Origin of the sequence: Halopiger goleimassiliensis (genome assembly GCF_000455345.1) — an archaeon.
GTDB lineage: Archaea > Halobacteriota > Halobacteria > Halobacteriales > Natrialbaceae > Halopiger_A > Halopiger_A goleimassiliensis.
Window position 1 is genome coordinate 2,350,931 of sequence record NZ_HG315690.1, and the last position, 15,233, is coordinate 2,366,163.

General features: G+C 67.1%; 15 protein-coding genes and 1 pseudogene. 6 read left to right on the top strand and 10 right to left on the bottom strand.

The window, feature by feature from the left end; all coding sequences use genetic code 11:
• Positions 1–15: 15 nt before the first annotated feature.
• Complete coding sequence (locus TX79_RS11515) at positions 16–1,425, top strand: sulfatase family protein (protein ID WP_049927587.1); 1,410 nt, start codon at positions 16–18, stop codon at positions 1,423–1,425.
• A 143-nt stretch (positions 1,426–1,568) separates the two neighbouring features.
• The gene (locus TX79_RS11520) at positions 1,569–2,090 is read left to right on the top strand and encodes a DUF7342 family protein (RefSeq protein WP_049927588.1); all 522 of its coding nucleotides are present in this window, start codon (positions 1,569–1,571) and stop codon (positions 2,088–2,090) included.
• A 38-nt stretch (positions 2,091–2,128) separates the two neighbouring features.
• Here the strand turns inward: TX79_RS11520 and TX79_RS19335 are convergent, their stop codons facing one another.
• Together TX79_RS19335 and TX79_RS11530 are read right to left on the bottom strand one after the other, a co-directional pair.
• On the bottom strand, positions 2,129–2,368 hold the full coding sequence (locus tag TX79_RS19335) for a hypothetical protein (RefSeq protein ID WP_154660510.1): 240 nt from the start codon (positions 2,366–2,368) through the stop codon (positions 2,129–2,131).
• A gap of 278 nt (positions 2,369–2,646) precedes the next feature.
• On the bottom strand, positions 2,647–3,606 hold the full coding sequence (locus tag TX79_RS11530; protein WP_049927589.1) for a nucleoside hydrolase: 960 nt from the start codon (positions 3,604–3,606) through the stop codon (positions 2,647–2,649).
• Between the two features lie 140 nt (positions 3,607–3,746).
• On the opposite strand from TX79_RS11530, the gene truA reads away from it, so the two are divergent.
• Positions 3,747–4,607: a tRNA pseudouridine(38-40) synthase TruA gene (gene truA, locus TX79_RS11535; RefSeq protein WP_049927590.1), complete on the top strand. Its 861-nt coding sequence runs from the start codon at positions 3,747–3,749 to the stop codon at positions 4,605–4,607.
• A 58-nt stretch (positions 4,608–4,665) separates the two neighbouring features.
• On the top strand, positions 4,666–4,911 hold the full coding sequence (locus TX79_RS11540) for a hypothetical protein (RefSeq protein ID WP_049927591.1): 246 nt from the start codon (positions 4,666–4,668) through the stop codon (positions 4,909–4,911).
• Between the two features lie 7 nt (positions 4,912–4,918).
• On the opposite strand, the gene TX79_RS11545 is transcribed toward TX79_RS11540, so the two are convergent.
• Both TX79_RS11545 and TX79_RS11550 read right to left on the bottom strand, forming a co-directional pair.
• A complete protein-coding gene (locus tag TX79_RS11545; protein ID WP_049927592.1) occupies positions 4,919–6,013 on the bottom strand; it encodes a bactofilin family protein in 1,095 nt (364 codons plus the stop codon).
• A gap of 166 nt (positions 6,014–6,179) precedes the next feature.
• Positions 6,180–7,247 (bottom strand): mRNA surveillance protein pelota, encoded by a 1,068-nt coding sequence (locus TX79_RS11550; protein ID WP_049927593.1) that lies wholly within the window; start codon positions 7,245–7,247, stop codon positions 6,180–6,182.
• A gap of 263 nt (positions 7,248–7,510) precedes the next feature.
• On the opposite strand from TX79_RS11550, the gene TX79_RS11555 reads away from it, so the two are divergent.
• Positions 7,511–7,795 carry a PadR family transcriptional regulator gene (locus tag TX79_RS11555; RefSeq protein ID WP_049927594.1) on the top strand — a complete coding sequence of 95 codons (285 nt, stop codon included), beginning with the start codon at positions 7,511–7,513 and terminating at the stop codon, positions 7,793–7,795.
• A 291-nt stretch (positions 7,796–8,086) separates the two neighbouring features.
• Here the strand turns inward: TX79_RS11555 and rqcH are convergent, their stop codons facing one another.
• Complete coding sequence (gene rqcH / locus TX79_RS11560; RefSeq protein WP_049927595.1) at positions 8,087–10,243, bottom strand: ribosome rescue protein RqcH; 2,157 nt, start codon at positions 10,241–10,243, stop codon at positions 8,087–8,089.
• 476 nt (positions 10,244–10,719) lie between these two features.
• On the opposite strand from rqcH, the gene TX79_RS11565 reads away from it, so the two are divergent.
• The gene (locus tag TX79_RS11565) at positions 10,720–11,379 is read left to right on the top strand and encodes a hypothetical protein (RefSeq protein ID WP_049928372.1); all 660 of its coding nucleotides are present in this window, start codon (positions 10,720–10,722) and stop codon (positions 11,377–11,379) included.
• Positions 11,380–11,403: 24 nt separating this feature from the next.
• Here the strand turns inward: TX79_RS11565 and TX79_RS11570 are convergent, their stop codons facing one another.
• The 5 genes and pseudogenes from TX79_RS11570 to TX79_RS11590 all read right to left on the bottom strand — a co-directional run bounded on the left by TX79_RS11570 (position 11,404) and on the right by TX79_RS11590 (position 15,153).
• The gene (locus TX79_RS11570) at positions 11,404–11,733 is read right to left on the bottom strand and encodes a hypothetical protein (RefSeq protein WP_049927596.1); all 330 of its coding nucleotides are present in this window, start codon (positions 11,731–11,733) and stop codon (positions 11,404–11,406) included.
• A 64-nt stretch (positions 11,734–11,797) separates the two neighbouring features.
• The gene (locus TX79_RS11575; RefSeq protein ID WP_049927597.1) at positions 11,798–12,859 is read right to left on the bottom strand and encodes an aminotransferase class I/II-fold pyridoxal phosphate-dependent enzyme; all 1,062 of its coding nucleotides are present in this window, start codon (positions 12,857–12,859) and stop codon (positions 11,798–11,800) included.
• A gap of 275 nt (positions 12,860–13,134) precedes the next feature.
• Complete coding sequence (locus tag TX79_RS11580; RefSeq protein ID WP_049927598.1) at positions 13,135–13,533, bottom strand: HVO_A0114 family putative DNA-binding protein; 399 nt, start codon at positions 13,531–13,533, stop codon at positions 13,135–13,137.
• A gap of 25 nt (positions 13,534–13,558) precedes the next feature.
• Positions 13,559–13,856: pseudogene (locus TX79_RS11585) on the bottom strand (toxin-antitoxin system TumE family protein).
• Positions 13,857–14,040: 184 nt separating this feature from the next.
• Positions 14,041–15,153 carry an enolase gene (locus TX79_RS11590; RefSeq protein WP_049927599.1) on the bottom strand — a complete coding sequence of 371 codons (1,113 nt, stop codon included), beginning with the start codon at positions 15,151–15,153 and terminating at the stop codon, positions 14,041–14,043.
• Positions 15,154–15,233 lie beyond the last annotated feature (80 nt).

A 15,233-nucleotide genomic window follows, 5' to 3' on the forward strand; every position in this document is an offset into this window, starting at 1 on the left:
CCGTACGGTGGCGACATGCCGCCCAGTATCGTGTTGATCCACACCCACGACCTCGGGACCTACCTCGGGTGTTACGGTGCGGCCGTCGAGACGCCCCGGATCGACGATCTCGCGGCCGACGGCGTCCGCTTCGATCGCCACTTCGTCACCGCCCCCCAGTGTTCGCCCAGTCGCTCGAGCCTGGTGACGGGTCGCCACCCCCACCAGAACGGGCTGCTCGGGCTGGCACACGAGAACTGGGAGATAAGCGAGGACGAACGGTTCCTGCCGGATCTGCTGGGCGAGGTGGGTTACGAGACGCACCTGTTCGGCCTCCAGCACGTGACCGAGTATCCCGATCGGCTGGGCTACGATCGCATCCACACCGACCAGCCGTTAACAGCCGAGAGAGACCCCGCCGTTCACGAGACGTCTCGAGCGCGCGCCGTCGCCGACGAGTTCGAGCGCGTCGTGACCGAGGAGGGACTCGGCGATCCGTTCTTCGCCTCGGTCGGCTTCTTCGAACTCCACCGCGTCGAGGAGAACGGCGGCTTCGGCTTCGACGGCGAGCGGTACGACGCGCCGGATCCCGAGAGCGTCGAGCCCCTCGAGTTCCTCCCCGATCGCCCGGGGATCCGCTCGGACATCGCGGGCATGCAGGGGATGCTCCACGCGATCGACGACGCCGTCGGAACGGTCCGCGACGCGCTCGCGGCGGTCGACCGCGCCGACGACACGCTCGTCGTCTTCACGACCGAACACGGGCTGGCGATGCCCCGCGCGAAAGGCACGTGTTTCGATCCCGGCATCGAGGCCGCGCTGGTCCTCGCTCACCCGACTGCCGTCGAGGGTGGCCGGGTCGTCGACGACCTCGTGAGCAACGTCGACGTCTTCGCCACGTTGCTCGACGTCGCCGACGCGCCGATCCCCGACGTCGAGACCGGCGGGAAGCCCATCGCCGGGCAGAGCGTCGCACCGCTGTTGCTCGAAGGCCGAGATGCCGACGGCTACGAACCCCGTGACAGACTGTTCGCCGGGATGACCTGGCACGATCGGTACAACCCGATCCGGGCGATCCGCACCGAGCGCTGGAAGTACGTCCGCAACTTCTGGCCCCTGCCGGAGGTCTACCTGACGACGGACATCTACTGCAGCGACGCCGGCCGCGAGGTCCGCGAGGACTTCTACGGCAAACAACGCCCCTACGAGGAACTGTTCGACCTCGAGAACGACCCCCTCGAGGTGGACAACCTCGCCGTCGCTGCCCGGAACGCCGACGCGTCGATGGAGACGGCCCCGGACGATCCGGACCTCGAAGCGGTCCGCGACCGCCTCCGGGAGGAACTGCTCGCGTGGATGCGCGAGACCGACGACCCGCTACTCGAGGGACCCGTCCGCCCCAGCGACTGGGAGCGGATTCAGCCGCGATCGGACGACGACCGGTAGATGCGCGTGTGGCGATTTTTGGCCGTCCGTCACGCTCGGGAGAGACGACAGGTAGAACGAGATCAAGTACCTACAGACGAGCAAACACACATATGCTATCCTCGAGCAAATTTATTGAGTTGCAGGTGTAACACGCACCTGTAATGAGCGAGGACCCACCCGGCGTGAACGCGTGGACGGAAGAAACGAGTGCGTTCGATCGTGTAAGGGCCGTGGCCGGGACGCTGTCGGAACCAACCTCGGCTCAGGAGATCGCTGTGGAGGCCCACGTCGCTGAGAACACGGCACGGGAGCATCTTGACCGGCTCGTCGAGATGGGAATCTTGTTAGAGAGCACGGAGGGGAGATCAACCGTGTACTCCCCTGACCCTCTACACACGCGGATGCAAACGCTCAGAGACCTCCTCGAGGAACACGATCACGATGAACTCATCGAACTGAAGGCAGACATGCAGGATCGAATCGAGCAGTGGCAGGATGAGTATGGCGTCGACGGGCCAGCAGACCTCAGAGAAGTAGCTGCAACCACTGAGAACGCAACTGAGACGAGAGATATTATGAAGACAGCCAGTGACTGGGAGCTTCTCGAGTATCGGTTGGACGTCGTCGAGGATGCGATCGAGCGCTACTCGACGTACAGTCGGGACTATCGGGCCAACGCATAGGCATGGTCGGTGATCGATCGTATTCCCCCGGTGAAGCGTCACACCGGGCTCTGCGGGCCATTCAGCGGGAGCTCGAGCGTCACCCGGTCGTCGTCTCGACGCAGGGCTTTCCAAGCGGGCAATTCACGGAGATCGTTGCTGAGATCGCGACGGATCGACTCGAGATCGACACCGAAGAAGCGACGCTCACTGCTCGGTGGTTCGCGGGAGAGCGTCGCGACGATCGCTCGGAGTTCGTCTTTCATTTCAGTTACGACGACGGCGATTGTGGATGGCATCACGAACCGAACCCCCACGTCGACGGCTGGGGACACTTTCAGGAACGCTCATCGGGAAAAGAGTACAGCTACGAACCGTACGAGTTTGGATCGACGACGCCCAGTAGAGTCGTTTGGGAAGTTCTCGAGCAGGTCGAACGCTATGAGTGACTCGAGAAGGCAACCTACCGCTATCGCAGTTCCCAAACGTCACCGACACTCGTGCCCGTCGCCTCGACTGCCACGCGTTGGACGCGCCTCGAGCCCTCCGTCATGCTCGTGGGAGATGACGGGGGCAGTCACTCCGGAACGCTGACGTCAACTCGTTCTACCAGCCGCTCGAGCGAGCCACCGACGAGCGCCCGAAACCGCTCGTAGTCGGCCGCCACGGCGACGCGACCGTTCGGCTCCCGGCCCGTCACGCCGTCGGCGTCGGCGACGAGCGCGCCACGAGCGAGGCCGTCGTCGGCTCCGACCTCGAGCGGGTAGGGGTCGGTCTCGAGGACCCTGTCGTCGGCGACGGCCGCGAGGACGAGCGCGTCGTGGAGCGCGGCCGCGTCGATGCGGTTGCGCTCGAGGTCCTCGGGGCCGTAGTAGGTGAGCCAGGCGTCGATGGACCGGCCCAGCGGATCGTCCCGCGGGAGGCCGTCGATGCGTTCGGGTGGTAGCGTCGCTCGGCGCGTCACGTCGAGGCCGACGACCGTCGGACGGGCGTCCCGGACGACGCGCTTCGCGGCGTGTGGATCGGAGTGGACGTTCGCCTCCGCGAGCGGCGTCACGTTGCCGCGGGTGAACGCGGCCCCACCCATGAAAACGAGTTCGTCCAGCAGGTCCGGCAGTGCAGGCTCCATGGCCAGCGCCAGCGCAACGTTCGTCAGCGGACCGATAGCCGCGAGCACGAGGTCGCCGGTGTGGGCGCGAGCCTGCTCGACGATGAATCGGGCACCGTGGACGTCGATCGGTCGGGTCGCTGCGGTCGGTTCCGGCAGGTCGCCCTGAATGCCACCCTCGCCGTGAATGTGCTCGGCCGTCTCGAGGTCCACGAGCAGCGGTCGGTCCGCACCGCGCGCGACGGGGACGTCCGTGCGACCCACCAACTCGAGGATTCTTCTGGCGTTTTCGGTCGTCTCCGCGACGGGCGCGTTGCCGTGGACCGTCGAGAGACCCACGACCTCGAGATCGGGGCGCTCGAGCGCGTGGAGGAGGGCCACGGCGTCGTCACAGCCTGGATCGGTATCGATCAGGACGGGGCGGCTCATCGGGGCCGTTTCGCCCCCGCCCGGGATAAGCCGACGGGCGGAAAGAGACGGCCTCGATCGGGGGATCGACGGCACTGGCAAACCCCCGTCGTCGCCCGCGGTCGATGCGTCTAACACGCTGGCGTCCCACGCTCGAGTCGATGCCGACCCGTGCGTTCCGGATCGCCTACGACGGCACCAGGTATCGGGGCTTCCAGCGTCAGCCCGACGTTGCGACCGTCGAGGACGCCGTTTTCGACGCGCTTCGAGACCTGGGAGCGCTCCCGGCCGATGCGGACAAACCCGACGGCTACGCCGCCGCGGGCCGGACCGACGCCGGCGTCTCGGCGCTCGCCCAGACGGTCGCCTTCGACGCGCCCGACTGGCTCACGCCGCGGGCGCTCAACGCCGAACTGCCCCCCGACGTCCGAGCGTGGGCCGTCGCCGAACCGGACGCGGGCTTTCACGCCACCCACGACGCCGTCCGCCGAGAGTACACCTATCACCTGTACGCGCCGCCCAACGAAGGCGACTCGAGCCGACGCCGACGACCGATCGCCGCCGAGCACGCGGTCGACGACGATCGCGTGCGAGTTGCCTGCGACCGCCTCTCCGGCCCCCACGACTTCCACAACCTCACGCCCGACGAGCGCAACACCGAGCGCTCGCCCGCCATCGAGGCCGTCCGCGACGGGGACTACCTCGTGCTCACCGTCACCGCCGGCGGCTTCGCGCGCGAACTCGTCCGCCGGCTCGTCTCGCTGATCCACGCGGTGGGAACCGGCGACGCGTCCCTCGAGACGGTCGACCGCGCCCTCGAACCCGACCCGCTCCCGGGTCACGAGGGCATCGCGCCCGCGCCACCCGAACCGCTCGTGCTCACCGACGTCGTCTACCCGGACCTGTCGTTCGAGGCCGATCCGGAAGCGGCCGCGAGCGCTCGAGCGGTCTTCGACGCCAGAGCGGTCGATCGACGGACGGGCGCTCGCGTGGCGCGCCGGATCGTCGACGGGATGCGGTAAGGAGCGACTGACGGCGCGGTTCGCTATTCCTTTGACCCGGGCGGACACACGTCGGCGTATGGAACTGTCGCCCGAGGAGTACGGCGCGTACTGGCGCGCGTCGATCTACGTCGCGGCGGGGTCACTGTTCGTCTTCCTCAGCTACCGGTTCGTGATCGCGTCGCTGTTCGGCTACGGCGAGGCAGGTGCAGTGATCGTAGGGATCTTCATGCTGGCAGCGGTCACCTTCGCGGGGACGTTCGTCGCGATGCTCGGCCTCGCCCGGGCCGTCCGGACGGCCGTCGACGCGGAGATGCGGGGCTGACCGCGGATCACTCGTCCCCGGCGGGCGGTGAACCGCCGTCGGAGGCGACCGCCCGACCCCTCGGCTCGACGCGGTGACGCCGCCGGTGATCGTACAGGCCCATCGCGAGCGCCCCTAGCCCGAGGAGAAACACAACCAGGTTCAACAGCCCCCCGACGAACGGGATTCGGACGAGGACTGCCGCGCCGGCCAGGCCAACGACCAGCGCCAGCCAACGGTTGTCGACGTCGATCGCCCCGAGCAGCCAGGCCGCGACGGCGAACCGGCCGTAGACCAGCCCGATCCAGGCCACCAGTGCGAACAGGAATGCCCCGGCGACCGACAGCGGAATACCGACGACCGTGATCGCGATGGCGATCAGTAGAATCGGCACACCGACGAGCGCGACCAGGCCGGCGACGCCCGTCCGAACGGGGTCGCCTGCCACCCGCTCGGCGACGCCGCTCGAGAACCGCGGGAAGAGCACGAGCAAGGCGGCCCCCAGGAGCAGGTTGAGCGCGAGCGTGTAGAGCGCGAACAGCCACTCCGTGAACGGTTGGATCGTCGGCAGCAACTCCAGGCCGAGCGAGGGGTCGTAGGTGACCTCGCCGGCGACCGCGTCGGTGTCGCCCTCGAGCGAGCCGCCGTAGCGCAGGTCGCCCGCGATCGAGGCGTCGTCCCCCAGGACGACGGTATCCGCTCCGACGCTCACGTCGCCCTCGACGGTACCGTCCAGTTGCACCGTCCCGGCACCGGCCTCGAGCGAGCCGCCCACGGTCGCGTCCTCGGCGACGACGACGTTGCCCGCGGCACCGGCGACGTCCCCCTCGACCTCCCCGAGAACGCGGACGTTGCCGGCAGCCGTGCTTACGTCGCCCTCGACAGTCCCCCCGATGCGAACGTCGCCCGCCAACGCGTTCACGTCGCCGGTGACCGTGCCGCCCTCTTCGACGGTCACGCTCCCCGCGATGCCCTCGATACTGTCGACGGTTTCGCCGTCCGCGACGACGACCTCGCCGCCGATACCCGTCTCCGACTGCGCGCTGGCGATCGGAGCGATCGTCCCCAGGAGGAGCGACGCCACGATCACCGCGATACCGAATCTGACCGTTCGCCTGCGCATGCCTCTCGCCACCTCGAGGAGCGCGATAAAAACCGATCCCACGTGACACGACCGGAGAGTGTTCTCTCCAACGTGATACGACTGGAGAGTGTTCGGCGTCGAACGATCACGAAAACGGGCGGGTGGGCCGGCAGCGGCGATAGGGGTCCCGCCTCGATGCGGCCAGTCACTCCAGTCGGTACCGCAGCAGTGCGGCGATCCCGCCGAGATTCGACAGCTGTTGGCCGGGCGGGAACTCGCTCGAGAAGACGGTCACCTCGCCGCCTTTCTGCTCGGTCGTGCGGACGATGTCGTCGACGTCGACGGCCCACTCGCCGTCGGGGCCGCGCTCTTTCCGCAGACGGTCATCGAGGATCAGCAGTTGCTCGATCGCGCCGAACTCGGCGGCCTGTTTCACTTCCTCGGGGCCGTAGGCGGCTTTCGCACCCTGGGCGATGCGTTCGGTCAGTTCGTCGATGTACTCGGCCTCGCGCTCGATGCGGGTCTCCTGCTGGACGTCCGCGACGGCACCGCGCTTCAGGACTTCGTGGACCCCGCGGTCGCCGACGCTCGCGGTGTCGACCATCGTGACCTTCTCGGCGACCTCGGGGACCTCGTCCTCGACGTACTTGTAGGCGTCTTGCTTCGTGAAGCCGGGTCCGGCGAGGATGATCGCGTCGGCGTCCTGGCGCTTCAGCACGTCCGCGAGTTCGGCGAACAGTTCCGAGCGGTCGCGGGCGTACTCCCCCTTGCCCGTCGGCCCGGTGATCGTCGCCCGTTCCTCAGCGCCGTACTGGGCGACCGTGTGGACGTGGGCTTTCCCCTCCTCGACCGTCGCGATGGCGACGTCGGGGTTCTCGGTGGCCTCCTCGGCCTCCTCGAGGCGGGCCTCCTGATCGGGTTTGAAGCGCTTCTCGATGGAGATCTCGTCGCGCTCCTCGACGTTCAGCGTGTGATGAAAGCCCAGTTGGTCCTCCCGCGAGCAGGCGACGATCTCGCCGCCGACCCGCAGGCGGTTGGCGAACCGGTGGAACTCGATATCGTCGACGGCGATGGCGACCCACATGTGTTCGCGCTCGCCGCCCGTGTCCCGCATCTGGTCGTCGTTGCGCTGAATCCGCCGGGTCGTATCCCCCGCGACGCGGTCGCCGGGCTCGAGGACGTACTGCAGGTGCCAGAGGTCGTCGACGCTCTCCGGGACGAGGGTCACCCGCTCGCGTCCACCCTCGAGTTGCTCCCGGTCGTTGATCTGCATGCCCGTGGGTTCTCGCGGTGGGGCTAAGTGGCCTGCGATCCCTCGAGCGAGGCCGGCCGCCCCCGTCGGGCGGTCACGAACGCGGCGTCGGGAGAGTGGTCGCCCGTCCGGCCCGATACCAGCGGCGACCGTCGGTCGTCACGGCTGTGACAGGAATGGTTGTATGAATGACAGGTTTGTCCGGACGACTGACCGTCACGAGATAGCCGTGACATTCATATTCGACAGATATATTTGTCTTTCTTATCTATCCATACGTAGATATGTACGACCTGACCGGTTTCCAGCGCGACCTGTTGTACGTGATCGGCGGCCTCGACGAACCCCACGGCCTCGCGATCAAGGAGGAACTCGAGAAGTACTACGAGAAAGAGATTCACCACGGCCGGCTGTATCCGAACCTGGACACGCTCGTCGACAAAGGCCTCGTCGAGAAGGGTACCCGGGACCGGCGCACGAACTTCTATACCGTCACCCGGCGCGGTCAGCGCGAACTCGAGGACCGACGCCAGTGGGAAGACCAGTACGTCGAAGAACTCGTCGAGTGATCGGCGACGGCCACACTCGCCCTATCGGTTTCGGTGACCTCCTCCCGGCGATCGGTGTCCCTGCTGCCCCGTCCACCCCTCGACCCCCGCGGTGCCGGCCGGGCCGCCGATTCTCCGACTCCACTACGTCATCGAACCCGCCCGAACGATCACTCAGTTTTCTTTGCATTTTGCCGAACCGGTATTCGTTCGAACTCGTCCGTGACGGATAGAAACTTGCGCTCGGACGGCTGTCAGCCGTTACCATACCCCAGACCTGCGATGGCCGATCCGTCGGGGCAACCGGTCGCGTCACTCCTCCGCGATCCGACTGCCACCCGGCGGCATGAAATGTTGGATACGATCCGGACTCGCGATCTTCCGGACGAACGCCTCGTCCTCGAAGCGCTCGCGGAACCGCCGGTAGCACCGTTTCGCCGCGTCGGCCTGGGCGTACCGACCGGGCTCGAGTTCGATCGTCGTCGCGGCCTGGTCCTCGATGGCCGACGGCGGACCGCCGATGACGCGCGTGTAGGGCTCGCACTGGATGCCGACGGCGACGCCGACCGGCGTATCCCGGTAGTACGTGCGGTCGCCGCGGACCGCGAACCCGCCCTTCTCGAGGTACTCGCCGCTTTCGGGGGTCTTCGTCACCTGGTCGGCGTCGACGGCGTAGACGTCGCCGGCGTAGCGGCCGTCCTTCCAGACCGACGCGTAGGAGACGGCGAACTGGGCGGCTTCCTCGATGCTCGACTCGGGCAGTTCGATGTCCGGTGAGGACGATTCGCTCGGGTCCGTCGCCTTCAACACGGTGACCGGGCCGCCGTGGGCCTGCGTGTGGAGGACTTTATCGCCCGGCTCGAGGTACTTCTTGACGAGTTCCTCGTTCTGGTCGGCGTTGCGGCCACCGATCACGAGGTAGTCGTCGCTGGTGTGGAACCACCGAAAGCGGTCGTACCAGGGTTCGTTCTCCCGGATCGGCACGGAGGCCATCGAGAGCCAGTCGCGATCCGCCTCGTCGTCGTCTTCGTCGTCCGTGTCGGTGTCGTCGGCGTCGTCGGCCTCCCACCGCTCGCGGCGACGTTTGACCGCCTCGAGGTCCTCGCGGGTGTCCTCGATGGCCGCGAGCGCGCCGTCCTTCTTCTCCTCGACGGCCTTCGCTTCCGTGTAGAGGCGGTCGGCGTTCTGCTCGACGCCCTGGTCGACCTCGAGGTCGACGTGTGCGCCGTCGACCTCGACCGTCACCGTCCCCTCGCTGCCGTCGACGTCGACGACGGCCTCGGCCGCCGGGATGCCGCGTTCTTTCCCCTCCTCGAAGCGCTCTTCGATCTCGTCCCACGGGCGGTCCTGCTCGCGAGCCGTCCGGATCGTCGAGAGGATCTCGTCGACCAGGTCGTAGTGGGCGTACAGCGATTCGGCCTGCTCGCGGAGCGCTTCGGCCTGCTGTTCGAACCCTTCGATCGCTCCCTGCTGTTGTTCGATGATCCGCTCGTGTTTGGCGATCTCCTCCTCGAAGTCGGGGCGTTGCTCTGTCGGATCCGGCTCCTCCTCCTCGTCGAGTTCCAGCCGGAAGAAGTAGTCGTCTAACGCCTCGAGGAACGAGTCGTAGGCCTCGGCGGCCAGCCCCTCGGCTTCGTGTTCCTCGAGCGGGAAGGGGGTGACGTCGACGACGCGTTCCGTCGCAGCTTCGTCGTCTGAGTCTCCGTCTTCGTCGCTCTCGCGCTCGAGGTAGAGCCGCGGGTCGACGTTCCCGTTCCGGATGTCGAGCGCGAGCCGTTCGATCGCCTCGTAGACCCGATCGTAGACGCCCTCGTCGGCCTCCGCGATGTCCAGGGCTTTCTCGACCCCGGCGCGGGTACAGAGCTCCTCGGCGTAGAGGCCGCCGAAGTTGAGCTGGGTCGCGAGCGTCCGGACGACGTCCGTATCCGAATCGTCCATCTCGTGGGAGAACGCTTCCCGCGATATCGTGAGGGGGTTCGTCCGCGTCTCGGGGAACTCGTAGCGCGAGCCGGGCACCACCGTGCGGGACTTCAGCCGGACCGTCTCGAGACAATCGATCACCTCGTACTCGCCGTCCGTGACCGCGACGTTGCCCTGTCCGAACAGTTCGACGATGATCCGGGTGGTGCCGTCCTCGCGCTCGAAGACGAACTCGAGGATGCGGTCGAACTCGTACTGCTCGACGCCGACGAAGTCCGCGCCGGAGAGTCGATTCCGGAGCATCATCGCGAACTGCGGCGGCCGCCCCGGGGCGTCCGGTACCCGCTCGGGGGCGACCGTGTGGGCGCGTTTGACCTCGCCCACCTCGAGCAGCAACTCGACCCGCCCGCGGTCGAAATCCCGCATCTTGAGCCGGACGAGGTCGTCGCCGTAGAGGTAGGCCTTGTCGACCTTCGCGCCCTCGTAGGCCCCGAGTTCCCTGACGATGGCGGCGAGGTCGACGCTCGTAAGCTCCCGCTTCGGATCCATACCGTAGACTGCCCGGCGCTGTCAAAAAGACGTGTCGCTCCTAGTTGCACCGATTCGAGTTCGTACGGACGGACCTGCAGTCGGGATTACCAACACCACGAAAGCCCCTGCCTCGCTCGACCACCCGGGGCTCGTTGCGGTCCTCGCTTCGCTGCGGTCCTTACGTCGCCCGGGGAGGATCGAGCGAGGCAGCCCCTTTCATTCCCACCCCGCGGTGGCCAGTCCGGTCAGCCGACACGGGTGGGAATGAAAGGGGCTGGCGCTCTCGGTAGACGAGACGACGCAAGCACCGGAGTGAAACGAGGAGCGCAGCGAGTCGCAGTCAGCGAGAGCGCCAGGGGCTTTCGTGGTGTTCTCGAGTACGCGAACCTCGACGATGACGAATCCAACCGATCTCGAGCAGGAGAGTCGGAACGCCTAACCGGCCCGCTCCCGGACCGTTCGGACATGAACCTCGGTCACGGAGGCCGATGCCCGTGAGCGCGCCGACGGACCAGCGCGGCTGGCAGGACCTGCTCGAGTTGCCCGAGTTCCTCGACCAGCTCGAGGAGCGCGGCGGACTGCCCGTCATGGAGCTACTCGAGGACCTGAACGACCAGGCCGACCTCGGGCTGGAGGCCGACGGCGTCGTCTACCACGACCGCGGGATTCGGGTGCCGGGATACGACGCCACGTTCGTCCACGAGCGGACGGGCGCACGCGGCCGGCCCGCGTTCAGCGTCGAGATCAACACCGTCGGCCCGCGGAACGCGTGGGCGAAGTTCGACCGGACGCTCGAGTGGGACGTCTACCTCCTGCGAACAGAGGGGCTGGCGGCTATCGCCTGGCTCAGCGACGAGGAGTACCAGGTCGAGGAGTCCGAGATGTTCGACTCGAAGGAGCAAGCCGCCCTCGCGGGCCGCTTTTCCTTCGGCGTCTACTGCTACGCCGGCGACGCCTGGGCGGAACAGCGCGAGCGCATCCAGCGCACCGACGCGCCGGCCTATCTCCAGCGCGAGGACGGCTCCGTCATGTTGCCCTCGACCCAGTCTGAGTTCTACCAACTGGTCGACTCCTCGCCGACCGAGTTCCGCACCAGCGGCGGCAACGCACCCTCCTATCTCGGCGTGCTCGAACTCGAGATCACCATCGACTGAGCGAGCGCTCCGTCCATCGAGTCACTACGCCTCGACCCGATACGGCCCGTCCACGGTCTCGAACCGATCGATCTCGAGCACGCGCTCGAGGTCGCGAACGGAGTCGCTACCCGCCGATTCGTCCGGGGCGTCGGGATCGACGTGCAGCGTCAGCCGACAGTCGACTGAGACTGCCAGTCCCGACTCACCCGCATCGACCTCGCCGATCTCGCGGACGTCCGCGTACCGGACGACCGCTAGCGACTCGAGGGCGTCCTGCGCGCCGGCGGCCAGTTCGTCGCCGCGCTCGATCGGCACGTCGACGACGAGCGCCGCCTCGGCGATGGTTTCGGTGACGACGTCGCGACGGACCATGGTCCGACGTAGGGGGCCGAGCCCCGAGAACGATTCGCTCGAGTCGCCCGCCACGCCTGGAGCGTTACCGGCTCTCGAGCACGCCCTCGATCCGCTCGAGTCCCGTCTCGAGTTCCCCGGTCGGGAGGCCGAACCCGATCCGGAACCGGTCGGGGTGGCCGAAGAACTCGCCGGGCGCGAGGACGACCCCCTCCTCGAGGACCGCCTCGCAGAACGCGCGGCCGCTCTCGAACCCCTCGGGGATCGTCACGAAGACGTTGACGCCCACCGGTTCGTACCACTCGAGGTCGTGGCGGTCGACGAACTCCCGGACGCGCTCGCGGTGGTCGACCGCGTGCGCGCGGTTTTCCGCGAGGATCTCGTCCTCGCGCTCGAGGGCCTGGCTCGCGACGTGCTGGCTGATCGTCGGCGGCGAGATCGTGGTGTAGTCCTTCCAGTTCCAGGCGGCGTCGATCACCTCGCGGTCGGCGACGAGCCAGCCGAAGCGGAGGCCGGCGAGGCCGTAGGCCTTCGAGAGCCCCGCCGTCGAGATGGCGCGGGGACCGAGGCTCGCAGCCGGCGGATGGGGCTGCTCGGCCAGTTTGCGATAGACCTCGTCGCAGAACAGGTACGCGTCCGCGTCCGACGCGAGGTCGTACAGCGCCTCGAGCGTCTCCCTCGGGTGGTAGCGCCCGGTCGGGTTGTTCGGGTTGTTCACCACGATCAATTCCGTCTCGGGGCGGACGGCCTCCGATACCGCATCGACCGACAGCTCCCAGGTCGGCGGCTCGAGTTCGACCGTCGTCACGTCGCAGATGGTCTCCGGAATCGTCCGGAGCGACTGGTAGGTCGGCGTGACGACGACCGCGTGATCGTCGGGCTCGAGGAGCGTGTGAAACGCGAGGAAGTTCGCCTCCTGCGTGCCGCAGGTGCACAGCACCTCGTCGGCGTCGCGGTCGTAGCGGGCGGCGATCCGCTCGCGGATCTCGGGATCGCCGTTCGTCGGGATGACGTACCCCAGTTCGCCGGGATCGGTGTCGAACCGGCCGCTCTCGAGGCTCCGAACCCCGCTCTCGGCGAGCATGAGATCGGCGTCGTGTTCGTGTGCGGCGAACCAGCGCTCGAGGGCGAAGTCGTCGATCTGCATGGGCGGCTATTTGCGCGAGCCATACATGCACCTTCGGCTTCGCCGAGCCGACGTTCTCGGCGGGTCGTCCCACCGAAAACACCAGAAAGGGCCGTACGGCATTGCTGACTGCACAGCTATGGGAGTGAAGCGAGACGTGACGAACGGTTTCGGTAACTGGGCGGATACGGACCTTCGTGCCGAAGTCGAGTCGTATCGAACCGAACTGAACTGCGATCTGGTGGAGCAGGTCGATCGGTTTGCGTGACGCGGCGCGGTCGCTTCGAACGAAAGCCTTACGCCGGAGCAACGTCCGGCGAGTGCTTGCCGAGCGGAATGTCGACATCGATCTCGTCGTACCAGATGGTCGGCCGCTTTGCCCGTCCGTTCGGTTCGAGTTCGACTAACCCGTAGTCGGAAAGTTCGGTCACGTTCTGGGTTACTTCAGGCGGATGTCGATCGACGAGCCGTGCGAGCTCACGAATGCTCTCCGGTTCGTGGTTCGCGATCGCCTCGAGCAACTCGAGGTTCGTCGGCCGGAAGATGCGGCCAAACGTCTCGAGATCGTCGACAGTAAGCGTCGACGGCTTCGGATCGACGGCCTCGGTTCCGTCGGCATCGAGGGTTGCGAGGGTGTCCTCGAGATCGTTGCGATCGGACGACGAGCCGATTCGGACGTGAAGTGTTCGGGTCATGATTGGATTTGGGGTCGGGACATCGTTACCAGTCGGATCGTTTCTCCGCGGGGGAGTGCCGCACGCCACGCGCGGTAGAGCGGTTGCAACCCGGGGAAATCGATTTCGAAGACCTCCGAGTCGAGGTGTAGTTCGTTGATGCCGTGGTGATTGTCGAATCGGATGATCGGGTCGTCAGCGCCCGCCTCCCCGTAGTGGTACGCGTACTTGATGCCGTCTGGAAACGTCTCCGACTCGGGGACGGCGAGCACTCGAACCCGGGCAACAGTGCCGTCCGAATACGCTTCGATCTCGTCGCGGACGACGACTACGTCGTCGCTCATCCTCGTTTGTTAGTTCGAACCCTAACACAATAAGCGTTATCTTTGATCCTAACACAACTGTTACAGCCGGACCGAGATGCGTCGAACTGCTCCGGCCGAACAGCGACTCAGCCAAGTGTTGGAACGATTTACTGGCGCAACTACGATCTGGGTAGCGATTGCGAAGGTCTTGCTGGAATCCGTCTCAGTCCCGTCCCACGTTCCACCGAAAACCGACCGGATCGGCCGACGGCTCGAGCGGACTCGCCGGCAGCCCCTCCCCCACGTCGGGATCGTTGTACGCCCGCGGGGCGACGTCGTTGGGGCCGTCGGGATAGAACAGCGAGGCGAGCGTCTGGATCTGCCCGCGGCCGACGCCGAGTTCGAACTGGCCGCCGCCGTAGAGCCGAATCCCGCGCTCCGCGCAGTACTCGATCGTCTCGAGCAGCGACGCGAGCGAGCCAAAGCGCGAGGGTTTGACGTTGAGCCAGTCGGGCTCCCATGGGAGCGCCTCGACGTCCTCGAGGCCGTGGATCGGCGCGTCCCAGGACACCCGGGAGCGAACGTCGGGATCCTCGAACAGCGGCTCCGTCTCGGGCGTCAGCGCCGGATCCTCGATCACCGCCTCGGGGAACCCCTCGAGGACCCGCTCGTAGAGGTCGGGATCGGCGGGGACGTCGACGTCGGTCCCCTCGTACTGCCCCTTGAGGTCGAGGATGCGGACGGCCCCGGTGCCGACGGTCTCGTCGATGGCGTCGACGACCGCGTCGTCCCAGTCCGGCGTCGGGTCGAGTTTGAACTCGAGGTCGGGCACCGCCGCGCGCAGTCGCTCGAGCCGATCGGTCGTCGGCGGGTCGCCCAGCCGGGTGCTGGCGACGAACCGAACGGGCTCGAGCGAACGGTCGAGCAATCCCGCGAGATCCGTGCCGGCCTGGCGCAGCGCCAGATCGAGCGCCGCGCTCTCGAGTCCCCACCGACGGTAGTTCCGGAACTCCTCGCGGTCGGGTCCGTCGCCGGGAAAGAGCTCGAGATCACCGACGTACTCGGAGAACGACGCCAGCGTGTACTCGCCGGTCAGATCCGGCAGGCCGGACGCCGCGAGGGCGTCGTGTTCGGCGGCCTCGTAGGTGACGTCCTCTCCCTTGCCACGGACGGTATCGGCGTTCCCCGTCCCACCGACGGTATCGGCGTCGGGGGCGGGACCCGTGAGGGTGAACTCGGTGGTGACGCGCGTAAACTCGCTCGAGGTCTCGCGCTCGCGGCGCTCCCGTGAGACGTCCGTGATCGACAGCGACAGGTCGGCGAGGCGGTCGTCCATACCCGTCTGATTCGCGGGCCGTCCGTATAGCTCCGGTGCCGGGTCACGAACGCGACGCGCTCGAGGCCCGTGCCGGACCG